Here is a 22,966-nt window from a genome sequence, read left to right on the forward strand (position 1 = left end):
TGCGATCCCCCTGCCAGCCCCTCATCTTTCTATAATCCGCCCGTCCATGACCACACACCTCATTCCCCTGCCGGCTTTCGCGGACAACTACATCTGGCTGCTGCACGATGGCCAACGGGCGCTGGTGGTCGACCCGGGCGACGCCCAACCCGTGCTGGACGCCCTGGCCCGCCTGCCGGGCCTGCACCTGGAAGGCATTTTGCTCACCCACCACCATGCCGACCACACCGGCGGCGTGGCCGCGCTGCAGGCCCAGACCGGCGCCCGTGTGTGGGGCCCGGCGGGCGAAAAATTGCCCGAACCCGTCACCCGGCTGAACGCGGGCGACTCGGTGGAGGCCGCCGGCTTGCGTTTTCAGGTGATCGGCGTGCCTGGGCACACAGCAGGGCACATCGCCTATTACCTCGAACACCCCGCCACCGACCCGACCGCCCCGCTGCTGTTCTGTGGCGACACCTTGTTCTCGGGCGGTTGCGGGCGGCTGTTTGAAGGCACGCCGGCCCAGATGCTGGCCTCGCTGGACCGCCTGAGCGCCTTGCCGGGCAACACCCGGGTGTGCTGCGCCCACGAATACACCTTGTCCAACCTGCGCTTTGCGCTGGCGGTCGAGCCCCACAACCAGGCGCTGATCGAGCACCAGGCCCAATGCATTGCACTGCGGGCACGGCATGAACCCACCCTGCCCTCCACCATCGCGCTGGAGCAGGCCATCAACCCCTTCTTGCGCTCGCGCCTGCCCTCGGTGATCGAGGCCGTGCAAGCCCAGGCCCCCGACACCTCCGGCGCCAATGACGCTGCCGTGTTCGCGCAACTGCGCGAATGGAAAAACGACTTCAAATGAAATTGCTCACCGCGGCCTGCCTGGCCGCTTTGCTGTGGCTGACCGGTTGTGCCAGTGCACCCAACCCGACCCCGGGCAGCCAGGAGGCCACAGCCTCCAGCACGACCGGCGCCGCCACGCGCCCGTCTGCCCCCCGCTCGCCCATGACCCTGACGCTGGGAGGGGCCAATCCGCTGCAACCGATTGCAGCGGCCGAGGCCTACTCGCGTCCGGTGGCCCAGTTGGCGGCCCCCTCCGACATCTGGGAGCGCATCCGTTCCGGCTTTGCCATGCCCGACCTCGACACCGATCTGGTGCGCGACCGGGAACAGTGGTACACGGCTCGACCGGACTACCTCAACCGCATGACCGAGCGCTCGCGCAAGTACCTGTTCTACATCGTGGAAGAACTGGAGCGCCGCGGCATGCCCACCGAGCTGGCCCTGCTGCCCTTCATTGAAAGCGCCTTCAACCCGCAGGCAGTCTCGTCGGCCAAGGCGGCCGGCATGTGGCAGTTCATGCCCGCCACCGGCACCACCTTCGACCTGAAGCAGAACGTCTTCCGCGATGACCGGCGCGACGTGCTGGCCTCCACCCGGGCCGCGCTCGACTACCTGCAAAAGCTCTACAACATGTTTGGCGACTGGCAACTTGCCCTGGCGGCCTACAACTGGGGTGAAGGCAGCGTGGGCCGGGCCATCGCGCGCAACCAGAAGCAAGGCCTGGGGACCCGCTATGTCGACCTGAGCATGCCCAACGAAACCCGCTATTACGTGCCCAAGCTGCAGGCCGTGAAGAACATCGTGGCCAACCCGGAGCTGTTCCGGGCCGAGCTGGCCCTGATCCCCAACCACCCCTATTTCGAGACGGTGGACATTCCCGGCGACATCGACGTGGCCCTGGCCGCGAAGCTGGCCGAGGTGCCGCTGGACGACTTCAAGGCCCTCAACCCCTCGGTGCACCGGCCCGTGATCCTCGCGGCTGGCACGCCCCAGATCCTGCTGCCCTGGGACAACGCCACCATCTTCAAGCGCAACCTTGAAACCTACCACGAGCGCCTGGCCACCTGGACGGCCTGGACGGCCCCCAGCACCATGTCGGTGGCCTCGGCCGCGCAGCGCGTGGGCATGAGCGAGTACGACCTGCGCAATGTGAACAACATCCCGCCCCGCATGCTGATCAAGGCCGGCTCGGCCTTGATCGTGCCCCGCCTGGGAGCGCTCGACAACGATGTGGGCAGCCGGGTGGCCGATGCCGGCCAACTGGCACTCGCGCCCGAGATCATCACGCGGCGCACCGTCGTCAAGGCCGGTCGCAAGGACACCGTACTCAGCATTGCCCAGCGCTACAAGCTCACCGTCAGCCAGGTGGCCGACTGGAACGACACCAAGACCTCGGCTGCCTTCAAGGTGGGCCAGTCGGTGATCGTGTACCTGCCCTACCAGCCACGCCCCACCAGCCTGGCCAGCCACAGTGGTTCGGGCAGCAACGCCAAGAACCCGCCCCCGCGCGCTGCGGTGTCCAACACCAGCAGTCGGCCTACCCGCCAGGCGGCACGCAGCGCCGCGGCACCCACCCGCAGCACGCCAGCGGCAGCGCCGTCGCGGCGCAAGCACTGAACGGCCCCACGCCCAGGGCGTTCAGGGCAGATGTGCAAGCCGGGCTGCCAGCGCCCAGGGTTTGAAACCCTGCGAGACCGCCCTCAGGTTTTGAGCAGGTCTCTGGCCCGGCGGGCAAATTCGTTGGTGTAGAGCCGCGCCAGCTCCATGCGCTCGGGCTGGATCGAGGCATCCACCACGGCCAGGGCGCGCAAGGCCGTGCGAGGCCCGTCGTCCGGCAGCAGGCCATCGGGCGAAATCGCCTCGCGCATCTTGCCGAAGGCCGCCAGGTACAGCGCCCGGTCCCCCAGCTGATAGCTCTCGGGCACCGCCTGCAACAGATCGGAGGGGCCCGCCGTCTGCAGCCACTTGAGGGCGCGCACGATGGCATTGGTCATGGCCTGCACGGTGCGCGGGTTCTTCTGGATGAAGGCCGAAGTGGCAAACAGGCAGCCCGCCGGCATGGGGCCACCAAACACCTCGGCACTGCCGCGCAGGGTGCGTGTATCGGCCACCACGCGCACCTCGTTCTTTTGCGCCAGCATGGTCATCACCGGGTCCACGCTGCTCAGCGCATCGATGCTGCCGGATCGCAGGGCCGTGAGCGCGGTGTTGCCCACACCCACCGCCACGGTGTTGATGTCGGACATGGCCAGGCCCGCACGTGCCAGCAACAGGCGGCAGACCGTGTCGGTGGACGAGCCTGGCGCCGACACCCCGATGCGACGCCCACGCAGGCTGGCCAGGCCTTTGTAGCCCGGCAGCGTGCGGTGCGACACACCCACCACCACCTGAGGGGCACGCCCCTGCAGCACAAAGGCCTTGACGGGCATGCCACGGCTTTGCAGACGCAGGGTGTGCTCGAAAGCCCCCGAGCAGACGTCGGCCCCGCCATCCACAAAGGCCTGCAAGGCCCGGGCGCCGCCTTGAAAGTCAAGAATCTGCACGTCCAGGCCTTCGGCCTTGAAATAGCCCAGTTGTTCGGCAATGGTCAGCGGCAGGTAATAGAACGTGGCCTTGCCACCTACCGCAATCGACACGGTGCTGCGCTCCAGCACCGCCTGGGCCCGGACCACAGGGGCCGCCAGAGAGGTGGCAGCCAGCGTGAGCACACCGCCGAACACGCGGCGATTCAGCACCAGGGGCGGCCTCATCCGGAAAACTCCTCAAGGGGCTGGAGACGATTGAACATGCGACGAGATGAAAAAAATACCCGCATCGGAATCACGCCGTGCGGGTCGGGGGAACAGTGTGCCATCTGCCTGTGTCAGGACCATTGCAAGGCGGCGCACCGAGTGCCGCCACGCCACCACCTTCAGTGGTAACCGATGAACAGGATCGCCAGGTTCAACAGCATCCCCACCGCCCAGGCGGCACTGCGGGCGCTCGAGAGCCCCCCGACGTACATGGTGATGTAGAGGACGCGGGTCAGCACATACAGAAAGGCCAGGATGTCGAGCAAGGTCTGTGCCGCGCCAAGCTGGTGCGCGATGATGACCGCGGCCATGAAAAACGGCAGGCCTTCAAAGCTGTTGGCCTGGGCCGCATTGGCGCGCGCCCGCCAATCGGTCTGTCGGGCCATCCATTGGCGGGGGTGGTCGTTGTCATAGCCACCCTGGTTGCGGGGCTTGCCCTGAGTGCCCGACTTGGCGACGAAGGCGCACACATAGGGCAGCAAGGCCGCCGCCAGCAGGCACCAGTAGGCGACCGTGAAACGGACAAAATGAAGAGTGTTCATGACAGAAATCTGATCTTGCGCGGCAGCCCCGTGGCCTCACGAGCCCCTCATCACGGCAGCCCGGCCCGGACGTGGCCCGGGCGCGCCGTGGCGGGTATGAAACAAGCCCGCCATTACATCACGGGCCAGTGCGCCAAGCCGCCAGAAAAGACACACTGGCGACCCCTGAGCCGAGCGTCAACGGCGATCCGCCAGCGCATGGGCGATGGTGCCCAGGTCCACGTACTCCAACTCGCTGCCCACTGGCACGCCACGGGCCAGGCGGGTCACCCGCAGCCCGCGCGAACGCAAGCCCTCGCCGACCACATGGGCCGTGGCCTCGCCTTCGGCCGTGAAATTGGTGGCCAGGATCACCTCCTGCACCAAGCCATCGCAGGCACGCTGGAACAGCAGATCGATGCCGATCTCATGGGGCCCGATGCCATCCAGCGGGCTGATGCGCCCCAGCAGCACGAAATAAAGGCCTTTGTAGGCGCCGGTGCGCTCCAGCGCGGCCTGATCGGCCGGCGACTCGACCACGCACAGTCGCGTGGCATCGCGCGCCGGGTCCAGGCAGGTGGCACACACCGGCTGTTGCGTGAACGTGTGGCAACGCTCGCAGTGGCGCATGCTGGCGCTGGCATCCAGCAGCGCATGGGCCAGCAACTGGGCGCCTTCGCGGTCGTTCTGCAGCAGGTGGTAGGCCATGCGCGAGGCCGACTTGACGCCCACCCCGGGCAGGCGCCGCAGCGCCAGCACCAGGGCGTCCAGCGAGTGGGTGTCCGAGCTCATGGCCGATGCGCCGCACAGCGGCCCAGCGAAGACAAGGCGACGGGTCTCAGAACGGGAACTTCATGCCACCCGGCAGACCAGGCATGCCGGCCGTGAGCTTGGACATCTTCTGCTCCGAGGTCTCCTCGGCCTTGCGCACGGCGGCATTGAAAGCAGCCGCCACCAGGTCTTCGAGCATGTCCTTGTCGTCGGCCAGCAGGCTGGGGTCGATGGTCACGCGCTTGACGTCGTGCTTGCAGGTCATCAGCACCTTCACGAGGCCGGCGCCGGACTCACCCTCGACCTCGATGTGGGCCAGTTCTTCCTGGGCCTTCTTGAGGTTGTCCTGCATGGCCTGGGCCTGCTTCATGAGGCCAGCGAGTTGTCCCTTGTTGAACATGATCGGAAGTCTTTCTAGGAGAAGTGATTGAAGAAACGAACAGAAAAATTCAAGGCATCAGCACCCGTCGGCCCAGTCAGGCCGACTTGATGCTGCCGGGCACGATTTTCGCGCCAAAGTCGCGCATGACCGACTGCACAAAAGGATCACCCAGGATGATCTCCTCGGCCAGCTTCTGCCGCGCCGCCGCGGCCGCCGCATTGCGCCGCGCCGGGCTGTCGATCACCACCCCCAGCTCGACCGTGATCTGGCTGGCCAGACCGGCCTGCTGCAGGGCCTGACGCAGCCGCTCGCGGCTGTTGGGCTGGTTGAGCGACTCGCGCTCGACGCGCAGCATCCAGTGTTGACCATCGCGCGCCACCAACTGGGACTGCAGCGCCAGCTCGCGCACCAGGGCGGTGATGGCCTCGGCCGCCGCCAACTGCTGCACCGTGGCGTGCCAGAACTCACCGTCTTCGGTGGGGGTGAAGGTGGGGGCCACGCGAGAGGCCGCATGCACGTCGTAACGCGGCTGCGTGCGCTCGCCAGGCTCAGGCTGCACGCGCACCGGCACGGCCACCAGATCGGGTGCCGGCCCACCCGCCACGCCACCGGAGGGGGTGTCGCCGGGCTCGCGCACCGGCAGCGAAGCGCCGCGGGTCGGGGACGGGGTGACGGCCACCGAGCCATCGTCGGGCCACTCGTCGGCCCAGGGTGGCGGCCCGCCGGCATCGCCGTCGTCGGCTGATTCGCTCCAACGGCCCTCCTGGGCCGGGGGCTCAGGGTTCGACACCGGTGCGGCGACCTGAACGGGTGGCGCCACCGCTTCAATAGGGGTGACCTGGGCGGAAGGCGCGGCAGCAACCGGCGTCACGCTCGCCGGGGCCGGGTTGGGCAAGGACGGGGCCTCAGGCACGGCCGTGCGAACCACGGGCTCGGACGATGAAGCCGGGGGACTGGCGCGCACCGGGGCGGGCGGTGGTGCCGAAACAGTCGCCGTGAAGGGTGCGGAAACGGGGGCGGAAACGGGGGCAGAAACAGGGGCGGAAACCGGTGACGAAGCAGGCTTGGAAGCCGCCGCGGCGGGCGCCTGAGCCACTGCCGCGGCGGGTTCAGGGGCGGCCGATGCCGGTTTCAGAGTTTTTTTTTCAGCCGATCCGGTTTCGCTGCGCGGGTGGCCCGATTTGAAGGCCAACAAACGCAGCAGCACCATGGTCAGGGCCGCGTATTCATCCGGGGCCAGGCCCAGCTCGGCGCGGCCGTGCAGGCACATGCTGTAGAGCAACTGGGTTTCATCGGCCGGCAGCAGCTCGGCCAGGCGCGCGATCTCACCCGCCTCGGGGTCGGTCGGGTCCAGGGCGGCGGCCATCTGCGGCACAGCCTGGAACACGGCCATGCGTTGCAGCACAGCACTCATCTCTTCGAGCGTGGAAGCCGCCGACAGGCCATTGAGGCGCAGGGCGTCGGTGGTCTCGACCACGCTGCGCCCATCACCCGCCGCCAGGGCCGCAATCACGCGGAACACATGGCTGCGGTCCACACTGCCCAGCATCTGGCGCACGCCGGCTTCGAGCAATTCACCACTGCCGAAGGCGATGGCCTGGTCCGTCAAGGACAGCGCGTCGCGCATCGACCCCCGGGCGGCACGGGCCAGCAGGCGCAAGGCCCCTTCTTCAGCGGGCACCGACTCCAGGGCCAGCACCCGGGTCAGGTGCTCCAGCACCGTCTCGGGCGCCATCGGCCGCAGGTTGAACTGCAGGCAACGCGACAGCACGGTGACGGGCACCTTCTGCGGATCGGTGGTGGCCAGCACGAACTTCAGGTACTCGGGCGGCTCCTCGAGGGTCTTCAACATCGCGTTGAACGCGGTGTTGGTCAGCATGTGCACCTCGTCGATCATGAAGACCTTGAAGCGCCCCTGCACCGGCTTGTAGACCGCCTGCTCCAACAGCGACTGGACCTCGTCCACGCCCCGGTTGGAGGCGGCATCCAGCTCGGTGTAATCGACAAAACGACCGCTGTCGATGTCGGTACAGGCCTGGCACACCCCGCAAGGCGTGTTGGTGATGCCACCCTGCCCATCGGGGCCCACGCAATTGAGCGACTTGGCCAAAATGCGCGACACCGTGGTCTTGCCGACGCCGCGGGTGCCTGTGAACAGGTAGGCGTGGTGCAGGCGCTGGGTCTGCAAGGCATTGCCCAGGGCTTGCACCACGTGCTCTTGCCCCACCATTTCCGTGAAATTGCGGGGGCGGTACTTTCGGGCGAGCACAAGATAGGACATGGGGGGTGATTCTATGTGCCCCGGCCAGCCGCTCGGCACCAGCCTCTTCACATTGGCTTCAGGCCCCGGTCTCAAAATAACCCTTTTTGAAGCGAGGGAGTTCCTCCATGCGTTCCTTGACACCCCGAAACCGGTACGGCCTGCCCAGCATGGCCTTGCACTGGTTCATGGCTTTGCTGCTGGTCGCCTTGGTGATCTGCGTCGAATTGCACGAACTGTTCCCCAAGGGCGACCCGATACGCGCCGGGCTGGTGGCCTGGCATTTCCGCCTCGGTCTGGCCGTGTTCGTGCTGGTGTGGCTGCGCCTGGTGCTGCGCTGGGTCGACCGCACACCGGCCATCACCCCGCCCCCGCCGCGCTGGCAGACCGGCCTGAGCCACGCCGTGCAAGGCCTGCTCTACCTGCTGATGATCGCCATGCCCCTGCTGGGCTGGGCCGTGCTCAGTGCCAAAGGCCGCACCATCCCCTTCTTCTGGGGCATTGAACTGCCCCCCCTGGTGGGCCCCGACAAAGCCCTGGCCCACCAGCTGATGGAGCTGCACGAAACCGGCGCCACCCTCGGCTACGTGCTCGTCGGCCTGCACACCGCCGCTGCGCTGGTGCACCACTACCTGGTGCGCGACAACACCTTGATGCGCATGCTGCCCTGGCAACGCACAGCCCGACATTGACGCAGCTTTGAGCCGCAGCAGCCCGGAACGCCCCTCGCCATCGCATATACTTCTCGCTGACGGGCCTCCCCGCATGGTGAAGCGGCCAACCGGGTCAGGTGGGGAACCAAGCAGCCCTAACTGTGGAGCCAGTGCCGGGGGTAAGGCTCGTCAACTTCTTCTTTCAAATCGTTTGCAATCAACAGCTTGCAGCATGTTGATCCTCAAAGTGGGCGATTTGTAGCACCTGGATGTAGCACCTAACCCAAACCTTCGGGGGTTGTGCGTGGCTCATCTGACCGGACTTTTCAAACGGGGTGCGTCCTTCTATCTGCGTGTCGTTCTGCCCGATGGGCACCCCTTGCGGGGCCAGTACCGCAATGGGTGCTGGGTCAAGTCTTTGGGCTGCCGAACCCATCGTGAAGCCGTGCGGGTTGGCACCATCAAGCGTGCCGAGGTCTTGGGAGGCCTGGTTCTGTCACAGGAACAGCCCCAGAACCGAGCCAATGCCCCCGTCTCACCAGACCCATCCAATACGCCGCCAGCCCAAGCCCAGGCCCAAAGCGACAGAAGGACCCTCAGAGCCGTTTTTGGACGCTGGAAGACCTCCGGCGCTACGCCCCGCTCCGAGGACTCCATAGCGGCCTACAGACGCGCCGTTGACCAGTTCGAGGGGCAACATCCAGGCAAGGAACTCAGCGACTTCAATGGCGACCTGGGGGACCAATACCGGGCATGGCTCCTGGAAAACTGCAACACCCCGAAGACAGCCCGCGACCGCCTCACGGCCATCAAGTCCCTGCTGAAGTACGCCACCGAGACCCTTGAGTGGCTGCCCAAGCAACCGTGGCGGGGGCTGGACATCAAGGCGACCACCACGAACAAGCGCCGCCCGTGGTCTATAGCGGAACTGCAACTGTTCTTCGGCTCCCCCCTGTACCAACAAGGCGTTCTTCCCAATCACCCCTATGCCGGTCAGCATGCTGCGTACTGGATCCCTCTCCTGGGCCTGTACTCGGGCGCCCGCCTGGGTGAGCTATGCCAGCTGCAGACCCAGGACGTTCAGACACTTGAAGGCATCCCTGTGCTGGTCCTGACCGACGAGGGCGAAGGCCAGAGCATCAAGAGCGAGGCAGGCCATCGCAGCGTCCCGATTCACAGCGAACTCATCCGCCTTGGGTTCCTGGACTACGTGGACTCAATCAGAAGTTCAGGCAAGGGATCGCTTTGGCCATCATTGAAACTACGCGATGGCAAACCGAGCGACTACTTCGGTCGCTGGTTCAAAGACCAGCGGCATTCTCTTGGCTTGGTGGAAGCACGACCTGATTTCCATTGCTTCAGGCACACCGTGAGGCCCTTGATGCGCCAGGCGGGGTTCTCGGAGGAGACCCAGGACAAGGTGACAGGACACAAGGCACATGGATCAGTGGGCACCATCGTCTATGGCCATTGGACGCTTCAGGAGATACAAGCAGCCGTGGAGGCAATCGTATACGCTGGACTCAACATCACACGACAAAAAAATGACAACCCCAAATAATCAATACCACATTAACCACCCGACATGCAGGCCACATAATAAAGTTTATATGCACCGTCAGGTGTTATCTTTGGCATATCCAAGTATGCAGTCTGCACTGCAGACTGTCCAATCTGCATAATCCCAGCAAAGCTCGGAGTATCGCGAGCAGCACTCGAAATTCTCTTCAAAGCAGCATCATACGGAACCCCCGCATCCCGCCAAGTCGCGACTCCGCGCCCCAAATCAGCGATCATCTTGCAATAGGCCGGATCCTTGGCAGCAAAAGAGACCCCACAACCAGCAGACAAAATCAGAAGAATTGCCACCCTTACTAACCGCCATGCGGGAAAACTGAATTGAAAATACATACCCACCTCAAACAAACAGAAAAACAAGATTTAAGCCAAATCAATCCACCATAGGACTCAGCCAACCATCAAAGCCCGAAAATCTTAAAGACTGACTTTGCAGCCGCAACTACAAAAGGTGCGACGATTTTTTGAACCTTTGCAGCGATCGTGCCAATAATTATTTCAGAAGCACGTTCTTTAACTACATCCCAAGCATCGCCAGCCATTTCTTTCACGGCATCCCAAATTCCTTTTTCCGCACCAAATCTAGCCTCCGAACTCACCACCACATCATTAGCCTCCCGTGTAATTGAATACTTTTTTTCATTAGGCAATACCTCCACAATCAAATCAACAAGACCAATGAGATTGTAGTTTTTACGATATTTCCTCTCCTCGATTGCGACCGAAATTACCGAACCCACCCCTTTAAAAAGCCGCCATACATCATCTTGCTTTTTCAAAATATTTTCATACTGAGATCCACTAGGCTCGAATTTCTTATAATCAAACTCAGCAGCGGGAGAAATCTTATCCACCTGCGTCAGGACAAATATCACTGGAGGTGCATTTTTTCGCCCCCCAAACACAGCAGAATAGGCCTCTATTGCGGAGTGATAGTTTCTACTATCAGATTTAAGAACCCACAACACCAAGTCAATTTTGGGCAATAGTTTTTTATAAAGCTTTATATACTCAACCTGCCTACCAGGATCCTCCCCTACACCCGGGACATCCAAAAGTCGAATTCCGCCATAATCAGCATTATTCAATAAAAAATCTTGTGGCTCGCGAGTACAAGCCTCCACATCGCTTATTTCAGCAACATCTTTTCCAAAGATTGCATTACAAAGACTAGACTTGCCAGCCCCGGAATCCCCAAATATGGCAACAGTCGGCACATAGTCTCGAAACTCTTGAACGCGCTCATTAATAGCATCAAGCAATTTCTGTTGCGAACGATTTTTTAAAGAAGCCAAGATACCCCCTGAAAATTAATAATTTAATCCAGCATCAAATGCTAACACCTTCCAAACACGGGGTCGGCCAACCGAATAAAATTTCATTACGAGCCTCTAACATTGTTTGACGTCGGGCAAACCCATGCCTGCACTGGTGAATGCATAGGTTCGCCAAGCCTCCGGTGCGGTGTATGACTTGCTTGCAGAACGAACCTATCTCCGCCCAAATGCACGGAGGCATTGTCTTTGCCAAGCCAGGTAAGCGAGGAATTTCCAACCACACGAAGGTTGGCGCAACAAGGCCCGCTCTTGGCGAACTCAGGTTCTGTGGCGCGCCAAACTCAACTAAAAAATATGGTCTTGAGTGCCAACCTTCTCTTGATACCTTTCGGCCTTCTTCACCAACCCGAAAGGAATCACGCATGGCAGTACCCCAACCTAAGACCCCGACACAACACAAAGACGCTGCAAACGACGCGGGCACAAAGACCACTGAGGTCAACTTCCTGGCATGCAGGACTGACAAAGCTCCACAGAGCCAGAGCATGACGTGGAACGAACTGACCACCATGCTCCTGGCGCCCTGCCACCATGGCAGCCTGCCTCTGACTGAGTACCTGGCCGCTGATGCAGATACCAAGAAGGTGGAGAAGGACCACATGGGGTGGATGCCGGTCTCCCTGAAGAATCAAGCCGCTGGCAGGAACGCTGACAACATCAAAGCCGTCCACTACGTGGTCTTGGACTGCGACGGTGGCATCACCTTTGACCACGCCCAAGACCTCCTGGCGGGCTTCGAGGCCGTGATGCACACGTCGTACTCCCACACCCCTGACCAGCACAAGTTTCGTGTTGTGCTGCCCTTGAGCGCCCCCATCCCGTCCAACAAGCTCAGGTCGATGTGCCAACAGATGGACGCACTCCTCGGTGGCCACCTGGACAAGGCCTGCATGGAACCTGCGCGCTTCTTTTACCTGCCAGCCTGCCCGCCTGACGCCAAGCACTTGTTCAGGTCCGCGCGCCTCCACGGTGAGTACGTAGATCGAAAATTGGCTACGACGTCGCTGGCATCCATCCCCAGCGCTCCTGCAGCCACCGCGGCCACATCGGGCGCGGCAACGGGCGCCCTGACTCTTGTGGCTCCAACCGCCAGTGTGGGGTCTCGCAACACTCGTCTCACCCAATTGGTTGGCCAAGCTATTGCTCGCAACAAAGACCTCGATCTCGTGCTGCGACTCGCCCACCTCTGGAATAGCAAGCAACCGAGTCCCCTGCCAGAGAGAGAGGTCGAAACCACCGTCAAGAGCATCTTCAAAACTGCAGAGCGCAAGGCGCACATCAGCGAAACCGAGATCAGCAAGATCGTCGAGCAGATGAATCGCAAGTACGCGTTCCTGACCAAACCCTCCGTCATCATCAGCATCCAAGACAAGAAGCGCCAATCCAAGGAGATGATGCGGGACAGGTATGCCAATGCCATGGCCGTCGTTGGCGACGGCCTCAAAACCAAGAAGGTGAGCCACTTCCAGATTTGGAGTGAGTCACATGACCGGCGCGAACACATCGACCTCACCTTCCGCCCTGGTCAACCTGAGATCGTCGACAACCAGGTCAATCTGTGGACTGGCTGGGGAGCAGAGCCGCGAGCCGGCAACATCCAGCCTTGGATTGACCTGCTTGACTACATGTTCGGGGCCGGCACAGCCGAACGGAAGTGGATGGAGCAATGGCTCGCCTATCCACTGCAACATCCAGGCACCAAGCTGACTTCAGCAGTCGTCCTTTGGAGTTCTCGCCAAGGCGTGGGCAAGTCGCTGCTCGGAGAAACTGTCAGTGCCTTGTATGGCGCACACGGCAAAACCATCACGGCTACAGAGCTTCACGACAAGTTCAACAATTGGGCCGAGGACGCGTTGTTTGTCCTGGGGGAAGAGAACTCAAGCGCCGATCGACGTGCAGACTCCAATCGTTTGAAACATCTCATTACCGGCGACACGATGTTCGTCGAGAGAAAGTACTTTGACCGGACAGAGCGGCCGAACATGCTGAACTTCATGTTCACTTCGAACCACCCCAACGCTTTCTATCTGGAGGTTCATGACCGGCGCTTTTTCGTCTGGTCCATTGACGCTCAACCCAGGGATCCGGCCTTCTACGAAGCCTATGCACAATGGAAGGACTCGCGTGCAGGCCAAAGTGCTTTGATGGACCACCTGTTGAGCTTGGACCTGTCGGGCTTTGACCCACATGGGCACGCTCCGCAGACAAAGGCAAAGGTCGAGATGATTGACCAGAGCAAGACAGAGTTGGAGCGTTGGGTTGCTGACGTCATCACAGACGACTTCATCGACAGCCAACTTGGCGGGGAGATCGTGTCCCTGAAAGACCTCCTGATTCATTTCCATAAGCATGAGGGCTCGACCAGGACGAGCGAAACTGCTCTCGGCAGGGCACTTCGCCGACTTATCCCCTACCAGATGCGCCGCATTTCCATTGGTCACGACCGCCCCAACCTGCTCGCCGTCCGCAACCTTGATGCCTGGCACGCCAAAGACAGCAAGGCTTGGGCAGAGGAGTACCGAGTTGTCAAACGGCATGCAATTGCGAGTGGCATGCTGCGCTGACGGTCTTTGCCTTCGACAGGCCTGACGCATAGGGTTGGGAGAAGAGATTCAGAAGCGCCCAACCAACCTGATGAATGTTGAGGCCTCACACCAGGAGTTGGCGGGGTGGTGGGGTGACATGGTTGTTTTTCCGAAGTTATCTGTATCAATTTCGACCAACAATACAGTCTTAACTTCTCTGAACTTTTCAAAACAACTATGGCACCATGCCACCCCACCACACCCTTGGTGGGGGCAAGAGTCCTGCATACCGATGACTGGAAAGACAAATCAAAGCAACCGCCCTCTCGTCCCCTTTGCCAAGGATGGCTCGTACTTCCACCCCGACCTGAAGGATCTTAGGCCGATAGCGCAGAACTATTGGCTAGGCAGCAAGGAATCGCCCGAGTACTACTCCAACTTTGAAGAGGCCCTGTTTCGTTTGTCACAAATGAAAACGGCATCTTGGAGGAGACCTGATGCGGAAGGCAGGTGGAATCTAGTCTACGCAGTTCGCTGGGCTCCGATGCCACTGCTTCCCCACGAAGAAGCAGAGTCATCCGGGCCACGTTGACCGAAATATAAGGATCCTCGGGAAATTTCTCGGATTGAGGACTCGACCACCCCCAACGTCCACGGATCCTTCTAGGACTTCGATAGTTTCGACGCCCACGAAACAAAAGGCCGGATTTACCTATGCTCAGGCTATAGAAAACGAAACTATAGTGAGCCGGAGATCCAGGTCATAAGACCAGCTCAACCAAGCCTCATTCCCGAGTTCAACCCCGCTCACTCCCCCCAAGCCTCCCCAAATGCCTGCGCCTGTTCCAGCACCAGCTCGACAGCGGCCTCTTGCTGATCCGGCGGGTATTTGTACTTGCGCAGAATGCGCTTGACCATCAAACGCAGCTTGGCCCGCACGCTTTCACGCTGTGACCAGTCCACAGTCAGGTTCTGACGCAGGTTCTCGGTCAGCTCATGGGCGATCTTCTTGAGGGTTTCGTCGGTCAGTTCTTTGACGGCGGATTCGTTGTTGACCAGGGCGTCGTAGAACTTCACTTCGTCGTCTGACAGCCCCAGCAGCTCACCCCGGCTTGCCTGCTCGCGGAACTTCTTGGCCATCTCGACCAGCTCTTCCATGACCTGGGCGGTTTCGATGGAGCGGTTTTGGTAGCGCTTGATGACGTTGCCCAGCATTTCAGAGAACTTCTTCTCCTGCACCACGTTGCTGCCGAACCGGCTCTTGATCTCGCCTTCGAGCAAGCGCTCCAGCAGTTCCACCGCCAGGTTCTTCTCGGGCAGGTTCTTCACCTGGACCAGGAACTCGTCGTCCAACAAGCCGATGTTGGGCTTGTCCAGACCCACGGCGTCGAAGATGTCCACCACCTGGTCTGACACCACGGCGTTGCTGATGATCTGGCGGATGGCGGCGTCTCGCTGCTCGTCGGTACGCTTCTGGGCCGTGATATCGCGCTTGGTCAGGATCACCTTCACGGCCTGCATGAAGGCGACCTCCTCGCGAACCAGCTTGGCCTCGTCCAGGGTGCAACACAGCGAGAAGGCCTGGCTCAGTGCCAGGGTGACATCGGCAAAGCGGCGCTTGCCGTCCTTGCCGGCCTCCTCTTTGAGCCCCAGAACGTGGTTGGCGGCCCAGGCCAGGGTCTGGTGGCCCCCGGTCAAGAAATCGCTGTAGTCGCAGCCATGCAGCATGGCCCGCAGCACGTCGAGCTTCTCCATCAGCACGCTGTAGGCCTCATGGGCGTCCACCGTGGGGCTGCCCCGGCCCTTGCTGGCGGTGTATTCCTTCATGGCGGCTTTCAGCTCGTTGCCGATGCCGATGTAGTCCACCACCAGGCCGCCTTGCTTGCCCTTGAACACCCGGTTGACCCGGGCAATGGCCTGCATCAGGTTGTGGCCGCGCATGGGCTTGTCCACGTACAGCGTGTGAACGCAGGGGGCGTCAAAGCCGGTCAGCCACATGTCGCGCACGATCACCAAGCGCAGCGGGTCTTGCGGGTCTTTGAAGCGCTTCTCCAGCCGTTTCTTGACCCGGCCATCGTAGATGTGCGGGCGCAGCAAGGCCTTGTCGCTGGCCGAGCCGGTCATCACGATCTTGATGGCGCCCTTCTCCGGGTCGTCATCGTGCCAGTCGGGCCGCAGCTTGATGATCTCGTTGTAGAGGTGGACGCAGATCTCGCGGCTCATGGCCACGACCATGGCCTTGCCGGTCTGGGCCTGGTTGCGCTCCTCGAAGTGCTGCACCAGATCGGCCGCCACGCGGGCCACACGGGGTTCGGCGCCCACAATCTTCTCCAGGGCGGCCCAGCGGCTTTTGAGCTTGGCCTGGGTGCTTTCTTCTTCGTCCTCGGCCAGCTCGTCCACCTCGTCGTCGATGGCGGGCAGCTCGTCTTCTTTGAGGCGCAGCTTGGCCAGGCGCGACTCGTAGTAGATGGCCACGGTGGCGCCATCTTCCTTGGCCTGCTGCATGTCGTAGACGTGGATGTAGTCGCCGAACACCGCCCGGGTATCGTGGTCGGCGCTGCTGACGGGCGTGCCGGTAAAGCCCACAAAGGTGGCGTTGGGCAGGGCATCCCGCAGGTGCTGGGCGTAGCCCGCCTGGTAGCGCGTCACCTCGTACTTGCCGGGGTCCAATTCAGCCTGCAAAGCGGCCGGAACGCCGTCGCCCGTGGCCAGGCCTGTCAGGCCTGCCGAGCGCTTTTTGATGGTCTTGAGCTTGGCTTCAAAGCCGTATTGGGTGCGGTGGGCCTCATCGGCAATCACCACGATGTTGCTGCGCTCCGACAGCACCGGGAAGGTGTCTTCATCCTCCCCCGGCATGAACTTCTGGATGGTGGCGAAGATGATGCCGCCCGAAGGGCGGTTGTCCAGCTTGGCACGCAAGTCGGGCCGCGTGAGGACTTGCACCGGTTGCTCACGCAACAGGTCTTGCGCCAGGCTGAACACGCCGAAGAGCTGGCCGTCCAGGTCATTGCGGTCGGTGATCACCACGATGGTCGGGTTCTCCATGGCCGGCTCTTGCATCACCCGCGCAGCAAAGCAGGTCATGGTGATGCTCTTGCCGCTGCCCTGGGTGTGCCACACCACGCCACCCTTGCGCGAGGCCCCGGGGCGCGATGCCGTCACCACCTGCTGGATGGCCGCACGCACGGCATGGAACTGGTGGTAGCCCGCGATCTTCTTGACCAGGGTGCCGTCATCCTCAAACAGCACAAAGAAGCGGATGTAGTCCAGCAGGTACTGGGGGGCCAGCACACCGCGCACCAGCGTCTGCAACTCCTGGAAGGTGCCCAGCGGGTCCAGCGTCACGCCGTCGATGGTGCGCCAAGCCATGAAGCGCTCGGCATCGGCCGAGAGCGAGCCCATCAAGGCCTCGGTGCCGTCGGAGATGACCAGCACCTCGTTGTACTGAAAGACGTCCGGAATCTGCTCTTTGTAGGTCTGGATCTGGTCAAAGGCCTTCCAGATGTTGGCGTTCTCGTCGGCGGGGTTCTTCAGCTCCAGCAAAACCAGAGGCAGACCATTGACGAACAGGATGATGTCGGGGCGCCGCGGCCTCTTGTCGCCCTTGATCGTGAACTGGTTGACCGCCCACCACTCGTTCTTCTCAGGCTGCGCCCAATCAACCAGGCGCACAAAGTCGCCGCGGGTCTCGCCGTCCTTCTGGTACTGCACCGGCACGCCGCCCACCAAGAGCTTGTGAAAGGCCCGGTTGGCCGACAGCAAGGCCGGGATGCCCAGGTCTTGCACCAGCTTCAAAGCGTCCTCTCGGGCCGCAGCGGGGATGTTGGGGTTCAGGCGGGCTATGGCCTCGCGCAGGCGAAGAGGCAGCAAGACCTGGCGGTAGTCGGAGCGTTCGGGCGAGGCTCCGTCAAATGCGATGTCGGGGCCGTAGCGGTGGGTGTAGCCCACGCCTTGCAGCCAGGCCAGTGTTTCTTGTTCAAGTTGGTCTTCGGTCATGCCTCTCCCTGATGTGTATAGAAATGCGGCCTTTTTTAGACATGTCATGGTTGACGCGCATACATTTCGGCGTTTTCTTGCTACGTGCCCGTCGAGCCACCAAAGCGTTTAACAAAGTGTTTAACAGAAATCGTAACAACCCCTTGATTTCAATGAGTTTTTCCTCAAACACCGGTCCAGCATGAAGTTTGCTAAACGCTCATTTCAAGGTGCAGGAAGGCTTTCCTCGCGCCACTTGCTTGACCACGAAGCCATCGTCGCAGCTCCGTTGAGCCTCCGCACTCATGTCGACGGCATCGACACTTAGGGAGAACATGTTTATTTTTTCGAGAAAAATCGACACGTTCTGAGGACGTGTCGATTCCATCGTCATGTCACCAGCTCGTTAAACAGGGCATCGTTGATGTAGTACATCTCACGGCCGTGCTTGTCGGCACGCAAGATGCCCAAGCCCGCCAAGGTTTGCAGATACGTTGATGCGGTCTGGCGCTTGGCAATGCCAGCGTCCACCAGGAACTGAATCTTGGTGTATGGATGACGGAAGATGACCTCGACCAGATCCTTGCTATAGATGCCGAACGCTTCTTTCTGCACCCGCTCACGAACCTGCTCCATCAGCGCACGGATGCGGGTCACCTGGTCAAAGGTCTGCTGGGCTGTACTTTCGACAGCGCGCAGCATGTACAGAATCCAGTTCTCCCAATCCTGATGTTCTGTGACGCCTCGCAAGCCCTCGTAATAGCCCGCCTTGTTGGCGATGATGTAGCGAGACAGAAACAACACGGGAATGTCCAACAAGTCGCACTGCACCAGATAAAGCAGGTTAAGAATCCGTCCGGTGCGGCCATTGCCATCTTCAAAAGGATGGATGGCTTCGAACTGGTAGTGCATGACCGCCATCTTGACCAAGGGGTCGAGGCCATCCTCCTCGTGGATGAACTGCTCCAGGTTAGCCAGCTTGGCTCGAATAACGTCCTCACCCACGGGTGGGGTGTAAACCACCTCCTTGTGATCGTTCTGGAGCGCCGTCCCCGGAATCCTGCGGATACCAAACTCCACCTCTTTGATGATGCGAACAATGTCGACGAACAAATTGGTGGTCAACGGCCGCTTGCTGAGTTCCTTGAAGCCAAAATTCAAGGCCTCCCGATAGCGCAGCACTTCTTTGGTATGAGGATCGGTTTTTCCATCGGCGTCGGCATCGGCGCGATACAGCTCGTCACTCGTGGTCACGATGTTCTCGATCTCTGACGATAACCGGGCTTCTTGCAGCACGATGCTGTTGATCAACACCCCTTGATTGGGAATCTGCGCCGCCAGGCCGCGCAGATTGGCCAACACCCGGTTGGTGGAAATGGCCTGTTTGAGAACCGCCTTGGTTTCCAACTCCACCGCCGGTGGAAGCAGGGGTAAATCGTTATAAGGCGTTGATCGTTCAAAGGGCATCAGCGGCCTCCAATGGCAATTGAGCATCGGGGAGGCGCAGTTGGCCGGAGATGAGACGGGGAAGCAAGGTATCGCGGAGGGTGGAGAGCGTATGCGCTTCTGCCTCATTATGATCAATGCACCTACGCAAAGCGCTGCCAAATACATCAAACGCCGCTATCACACCCACCGGGGCACCCGGCACCAGCAGCCGGTAAGCATTCTCCCTATTAAGCCCAGGAACAGCCGCATCGGTATTCATGTCATGCAGCCCAAGGGTCTTCAACAATTGGAGGCAGTAGGTCAGCGGGTGATGAGATTTCACGTAAAAGACCGTATCAATCGGGTAGAACGGTCGGCTTTCCCAATAAAGGCTTCCAACAGTGCCTTTGCGCCCGACGATGATTGAAGGCCTGTCAATGAGCGCGACATCGTGCCACCCTGTTATACCACCGGACCCATATACAGGAACTGACCCAGGTTTACGGTGTTCTGCTTTGAGTGCCTTGCCATAAGCAAGCTCGATCAATGAGTCCAGACGCACTGGCTGCCATCCCCTTGGCACCTCCCCCAACTCCGTCTCTTCAAACCCATCCGGAAACAAGGCCGCCGTGGCCTCATCCATGCCTTCGGGCATGCGGCCTTCCATCTTGGCGCGCACGGGGTCGAAATCGACAAACCAGGACTTGAACAGGGCCTGGGCGATGGCTTCGAGGGTGGCGTTGGTTTCGCGCAGTAGATCGATTTGATCATCAAGCGCCCCCAAGACACCAACTATACGGTCCTGCTCGTCAAGAGGTGGCAGCCAAAGCGGAGCTTCTAGGAAATCGCCTTTTCTGATGTGAATCTGAGTTGACCCAACGCAGTGTCCCTTGATGTAAATACGGTAGATCGGTCCATTACACCAATAGACCATAAAGCGCCCATTGACGCCTGACTTGAATCTGACGACATTCGCCCCTTGATTGACAAGGTATGGCCTGTCAGACGGGATTCGAGCAAGCAGACCCAAGAAATTCGCGGCTTGCGTAAGGTCTCTTGTGGTTAGCAAATAGTCGCCATCTTGCGTGGCTCGACAACCCTTTTTTTGAGCCAATTCATGGCTAATGAATCGAGTATCGCTGCACTCTAGTCGACCAAAAGGCTTTACATCGCCCTTCGACAACACAGGTACACCATCAGTGCTGTACTCCAACTTGAGAAATGGTTCCCCGCTGGAAAACCAATCAATAACCGATCCAATCGTAGTAATTTTCCAGCCGGGCAACGACTCAGAACTCATACCCCAGCCCCCCCAACTTCGCCCGAATCAGCGCATCCAACTCCGCCCCTTTGGCCATCTGCTCGCCCAGCTTCTCGGTCAGTTTGCGCATTTTCTCGCCAAAGGCCTCGTCGTCGTCCTCGACCTCTTCAGCACCCACATAGCGCCCAGGTGTCAGCACATGGCCATGCTGGGCAATCTCGGCCAGGGGCACGCTGCGGCAGAAGCCCTTCACGTCTTCATAGGGGCCGGCACCCGCCTCACCACGCCAGGCGGCGACAACGCCTTCAATGCGGGCAATGACCTCATCGGTCAGCTCGGCCTGCACCCGGCTGATCATGCTGGCCTGCTTGCGGGCGTCTATGAACAGCACCTCACCCTTGCGGGTGGTCTTCTGCTTAGTCAAAAACCACAGGCAGGCGGGGATCTGGGTGTTGAAGAACAACTGGCCTGGCAGGGCCACCATGATCTCCACCACGTCGGCATCGACCATGGCAGCTCGAATCACGCCCTCGTTGTTCTGGCTAGAACTCATCGAGCCATTGGCCAGCACGATGCCGGCGCGCCCCGTGGGCTTGAGGTGGTGCAGCATGTGCTGCAGCCAGGCGTAGTTGGCATTGCCTTGGGGTGGGTCACCAAACTCCCAGCGCGGGTCGCCTGCCAGGCTGCCATGCCACCAGTCACTGATGTTGAAGGGCGGGTTGGCCAGGATGTAGTCGGCCCGCAGATCGGGGTGCTGGTTGCGGGTGAAGGTGTCGGCGGGTTCGCGGCCCAGGTTGTAGTCGATGCCGCGGATGGCCAGGTTCATGGCGGCCAGGCGCCAGGTGGTGGGGTTGGCCTCCTGGCCATAGATGCTCACATCGCCCAACTTGCCGCCATGCGCCTCAATGAACTTTTCTGACTGTACAAACATGCCGCCTGAACCGCAGCAGGGGTCGTACACCTTTCCTTCATGCGGGGCCAGGATGGCAACCAAGGTTTTGACAATGGAGGCCGGTGTGTAGAACTGCCCGCCCCGCTTGCCCTCGGCGCTCGCAAACATGCCCAGAAAGTATTCGTACACCTGGCCCAGCACATCACGGGCTGTACTGGCGTTCTCGCCAAAGCCGATGGTGGACACCAGATCGACCAACTCACCCAACTTGCCATCGGGCAACTGGGCACGGGCGTAGCGCTTGTCCAAAATGCCCTTGAGCTTGGGGTTCTCGGCCTCGATCAGGGTCAGGGCGTCGTCGATGCGCTTGCCAATGTCGGTCAGCTTGGCGGTGTTGCGCAGGGCCTCCCAACGGGCCTCGGCAGGCACCCAGAAGACGTTGACCTCTTTGTAGTAGTCACGGTCTTCCAACTCGGCCTCGATGTCAGCCGGGTCGGCATCGCCGTAGAAGTATTCGTCGTCGGGGTCGGTCAGGCGGGTGGTCAGCTCGGCGCGGCGGGCTGAGAAGGTGTCCGAGATGTATTTGACGAAGATGAGGCCCAGCACCAGGTGCTTGTATTCCGCCGCATCCATATTGGCCCGCAGCTTGTCAGCGGTGGCCCAGAGGGTCTTCTTGATGTCTTCCAGCATGAGGTCGTCACCAGGGATGCCTCACCTGGTGGATCGGCACGCTCCCTGCAGTCTTTTTGTTCGTTGATGTGCGTCGATAGTACACAGCTTTACAGGGCCATTTCGCAGAGCCTGCCTGGGCCGGATCACCGCTTGGGGGCGCACAAACTGCCATCGCAAGTTAAGCACTGCCGACACTGAAATAAGGGCTTCGCACCGCGATGTTTGACGGTGCGATCAACCTCAATGAAAGAGCCCGAAGATGAATCACCAGCCTCATTCCGCCACCGTTGCCCAGTTGATCCGCGAGCGCGTGGCCGAATCCAGCAAATCTCCCAGCCAGATCGCCAATGAGGCGGACCTGAGCAGCCCGAACCTGCTGCAATTGGTCGGTGAAGGTCGTGCCAAGCTGCCAGTGCAGCATGTCCAGGCCGTGGCAACCGCTCTGGGCGTCGATCCAGCGTATCTGGTGCGACTCGTTGTGACCGAATACCTGCCCGGTGTGTGGGAGGTTGTCGAGCAAGCGCTGCAGGGCACTGCCCTGACCGCCAATGAGCGCAAGTTGGTCGATGCATACCGACAAGTCACTGGCAACAGCGACGCGGTGCCCACCGTGATCGACCGGGATGCGGTACTGGCCATCGTCTTGGCTTGATGGGAGAGCGCATGACAAACCAGAACGAAACAGATTGGGGCGACGACACGCCTGCCAAAATTTCAATCCGGGTGCTGATCAAGCACCCACGCACAGGATGGCGAAACTTTGATCTTGCGGATTCTTTCGAGGTCTACACCGACGATGACCTGAGCCTGCGCCAGTTTGCCAACCTGGTGATGAAGGTGGCCTACGCACATGTCTTGGTCAGGAACGGCGTCGTTTTGGAACTGGAGTCTGTCAGGGTGGCACAGTGGCGGTTCGACAACCAGGGCAAGCTGGACCAGGAAGCTGTGATGAAGGGAATTTTGGCGAAATTGGATGCCGGTCTGTACGGGCCTGACACCCTGACACTGAGCCACGAGGACCAACTTCAAATTCAAAGGCTCTTGGGGTTGAACTGACGCCTTTGCAAGTGTTTTTGAGGGCACGGAACAGCCCCTTT

The 22,966-nt window shown here is 60.7% G+C and carries 19 protein-coding genes and 1 other RNA gene; 8 read left to right on the forward strand and 12 right to left on the reverse strand.

The genetic code is table 11. From position 1 onward, the window contains the following. Positions 1-46: 46 nt before the first annotated feature. Together gloB and L880_RS0129460 are read left to right on the forward strand one after the other, a co-directional pair. Positions 47-841, forward strand: coding sequence for a hydroxyacylglutathione hydrolase (gene gloB / locus L880_RS0129455; RefSeq protein WP_027478650.1), 795 nt, complete (start codon positions 47-49; stop codon positions 839-841). Then, a complete protein-coding gene (locus tag L880_RS0129460; RefSeq protein WP_027478651.1) occupies positions 838-2,439 on the forward strand; it encodes a transglycosylase SLT domain-containing protein in 1,602 nt (533 codons plus the stop codon). Before gloB ends, L880_RS0129460 begins: the two co-directional genes overlap by 4 nt. Before the next feature lie 83 nt (positions 2,440-2,522). Here L880_RS0129460 and L880_RS0129465 read toward each other — a convergent pair whose 3' ends face one another. The 5 genes from L880_RS0129465 to dnaX all read right to left on the reverse strand — a co-directional run bounded on the left by L880_RS0129465 (position 2,523) and on the right by dnaX (position 7,569). After that, on the reverse strand, positions 2,523-3,572 hold the full coding sequence (locus tag L880_RS0129465; RefSeq protein WP_157463112.1) for an ABC transporter substrate-binding protein: 1,050 nt from the start codon (positions 3,570-3,572) through the stop codon (positions 2,523-2,525). Positions 3,573-3,733: 161 nt separating this feature from the next. Then, positions 3,734-4,156 carry an MAPEG family protein gene (locus L880_RS0129470; RefSeq protein ID WP_027478653.1) on the reverse strand — a complete coding sequence of 141 codons (423 nt, stop codon included), beginning with the start codon at positions 4,154-4,156 and terminating at the stop codon, positions 3,734-3,736. Positions 4,157-4,333: 177 nt separating this feature from the next. Then, positions 4,334-4,927 (reverse strand): recombination mediator RecR, encoded by a 594-nt coding sequence (recR, locus tag L880_RS0129475; protein WP_027478654.1) that lies wholly within the window; start codon positions 4,925-4,927, stop codon positions 4,334-4,336. Positions 4,928-4,973: 46 nt separating this feature from the next. After that, the gene (locus L880_RS0129480) at positions 4,974-5,306 is read right to left on the reverse strand and encodes a YbaB/EbfC family nucleoid-associated protein (protein ID WP_027478655.1); all 333 of its coding nucleotides are present in this window, start codon (positions 5,304-5,306) and stop codon (positions 4,974-4,976) included. 76 nt (positions 5,307-5,382) lie between these two features. After that, positions 5,383-7,569, reverse strand: a complete 2,187-nt coding sequence (dnaX, locus tag L880_RS0129485) for a DNA polymerase III subunit gamma/tau (RefSeq protein WP_027478656.1) — start codon at positions 7,567-7,569, stop codon at positions 5,383-5,385. Positions 7,570-7,676: 107 nt separating this feature from the next. Here dnaX and L880_RS0129490 point away from each other — a divergent pair, with 107 nt between their 5' ends. From L880_RS0129490 to L880_RS0129495, 3 genes are all read left to right on the forward strand, one after another. Further along, positions 7,677-8,240 (forward strand): cytochrome b, encoded by a 564-nt coding sequence (locus tag L880_RS0129490; RefSeq protein WP_027478657.1) that lies wholly within the window; start codon positions 7,677-7,679, stop codon positions 8,238-8,240. Positions 8,241-8,298: 58 nt separating this feature from the next. Further along, an RNA gene (gene ffs / locus L880_RS35325) (signal recognition particle sRNA small type) lies at positions 8,299-8,395 on the forward strand. 110 nt (positions 8,396-8,505) lie between these two features. Beyond that, entirely contained in the window at positions 8,506-9,762 is a 1,257-nt protein-coding gene (locus L880_RS0129495) for a site-specific integrase (protein WP_169737816.1), read from the forward strand. Between the two features lie 11 nt (positions 9,763-9,773). Here the strand turns inward: L880_RS0129495 and L880_RS35985 are convergent, their stop codons facing one another. Next, positions 9,774-10,112, reverse strand: coding sequence for a hypothetical protein (locus L880_RS35985; RefSeq protein WP_157463114.1), 339 nt, complete (start codon positions 10,110-10,112; stop codon positions 9,774-9,776). Between the two features lie 68 nt (positions 10,113-10,180). Beyond that, complete coding sequence (locus L880_RS35330) at positions 10,181-11,074, reverse strand: GTPase family protein (protein ID WP_169737817.1); 894 nt, start codon at positions 11,072-11,074, stop codon at positions 10,181-10,183. A 527-nt stretch (positions 11,075-11,601) separates the two neighbouring features. Between L880_RS35330 and L880_RS0129505 the strand changes: the two genes are divergently transcribed. Continuing rightward, positions 11,602-13,680 carry a DUF5906 domain-containing protein gene (locus L880_RS0129505; RefSeq protein WP_027478659.1) on the forward strand — a complete coding sequence of 693 codons (2,079 nt, stop codon included), beginning with the start codon at positions 11,602-11,604 and terminating at the stop codon, positions 13,678-13,680. Between the two features lie 768 nt (positions 13,681-14,448). On the opposite strand, the gene L880_RS0129510 is transcribed toward L880_RS0129505, so the two are convergent. The 5 genes from L880_RS0129510 to L880_RS0129530 all read right to left on the reverse strand — a co-directional run bounded on the left by L880_RS0129510 (position 14,449) and on the right by L880_RS0129530 (position 21,887). Then, positions 14,449-17,637, reverse strand: coding sequence for a type I restriction endonuclease subunit R (locus L880_RS0129510; protein ID WP_027478660.1), 3,189 nt, complete (start codon positions 17,635-17,637; stop codon positions 14,449-14,451). Positions 17,638-17,836: 199 nt separating this feature from the next. Then, the gene (locus tag L880_RS35990) at positions 17,837-18,010 is read right to left on the reverse strand and encodes a hypothetical protein (protein WP_157463115.1); all 174 of its coding nucleotides are present in this window, start codon (positions 18,008-18,010) and stop codon (positions 17,837-17,839) included. Further along, positions 18,007-19,083, reverse strand: coding sequence for a Fic family protein (locus L880_RS0129520; protein ID WP_027478661.1), 1,077 nt, complete (start codon positions 19,081-19,083; stop codon positions 18,007-18,009). Before L880_RS0129520 ends, L880_RS35990 begins: the two co-directional genes overlap by 4 nt. Then, complete coding sequence (locus L880_RS33940; RefSeq protein WP_084461745.1) at positions 19,073-20,344, reverse strand: restriction endonuclease subunit S; 1,272 nt, start codon at positions 20,342-20,344, stop codon at positions 19,073-19,075. Before L880_RS33940 ends, L880_RS0129520 begins: the two co-directional genes overlap by 11 nt. Beyond that, positions 20,334-21,887, reverse strand: coding sequence for a class I SAM-dependent DNA methyltransferase (locus L880_RS0129530; RefSeq protein WP_027478663.1), 1,554 nt, complete (start codon positions 21,885-21,887; stop codon positions 20,334-20,336). The genes L880_RS33940 and L880_RS0129530 overlap by 11 nt, the downstream gene beginning before the upstream one ends. A gap of 241 nt (positions 21,888-22,128) precedes the next feature. On the opposite strand from L880_RS0129530, the gene L880_RS0129535 reads away from it, so the two are divergent. Continuing rightward, on the forward strand, positions 22,129-22,521 hold the full coding sequence (locus tag L880_RS0129535) for a hypothetical protein (RefSeq protein ID WP_027478664.1): 393 nt from the start codon (positions 22,129-22,131) through the stop codon (positions 22,519-22,521). Positions 22,522-22,532: 11 nt separating this feature from the next. Next, a complete protein-coding gene (locus L880_RS0129540) occupies positions 22,533-22,925 on the forward strand; it encodes a hypothetical protein (RefSeq protein ID WP_043331014.1) in 393 nt (130 codons plus the stop codon). The last annotated feature ends 41 nt before the right edge of the window (positions 22,926-22,966 follow it).

This window comes from Curvibacter gracilis ATCC BAA-807 (genome assembly GCF_000518645.1).
GTDB lineage: Bacteria > Pseudomonadota > Gammaproteobacteria > Burkholderiales > Burkholderiaceae_C > Curvibacter > Curvibacter gracilis.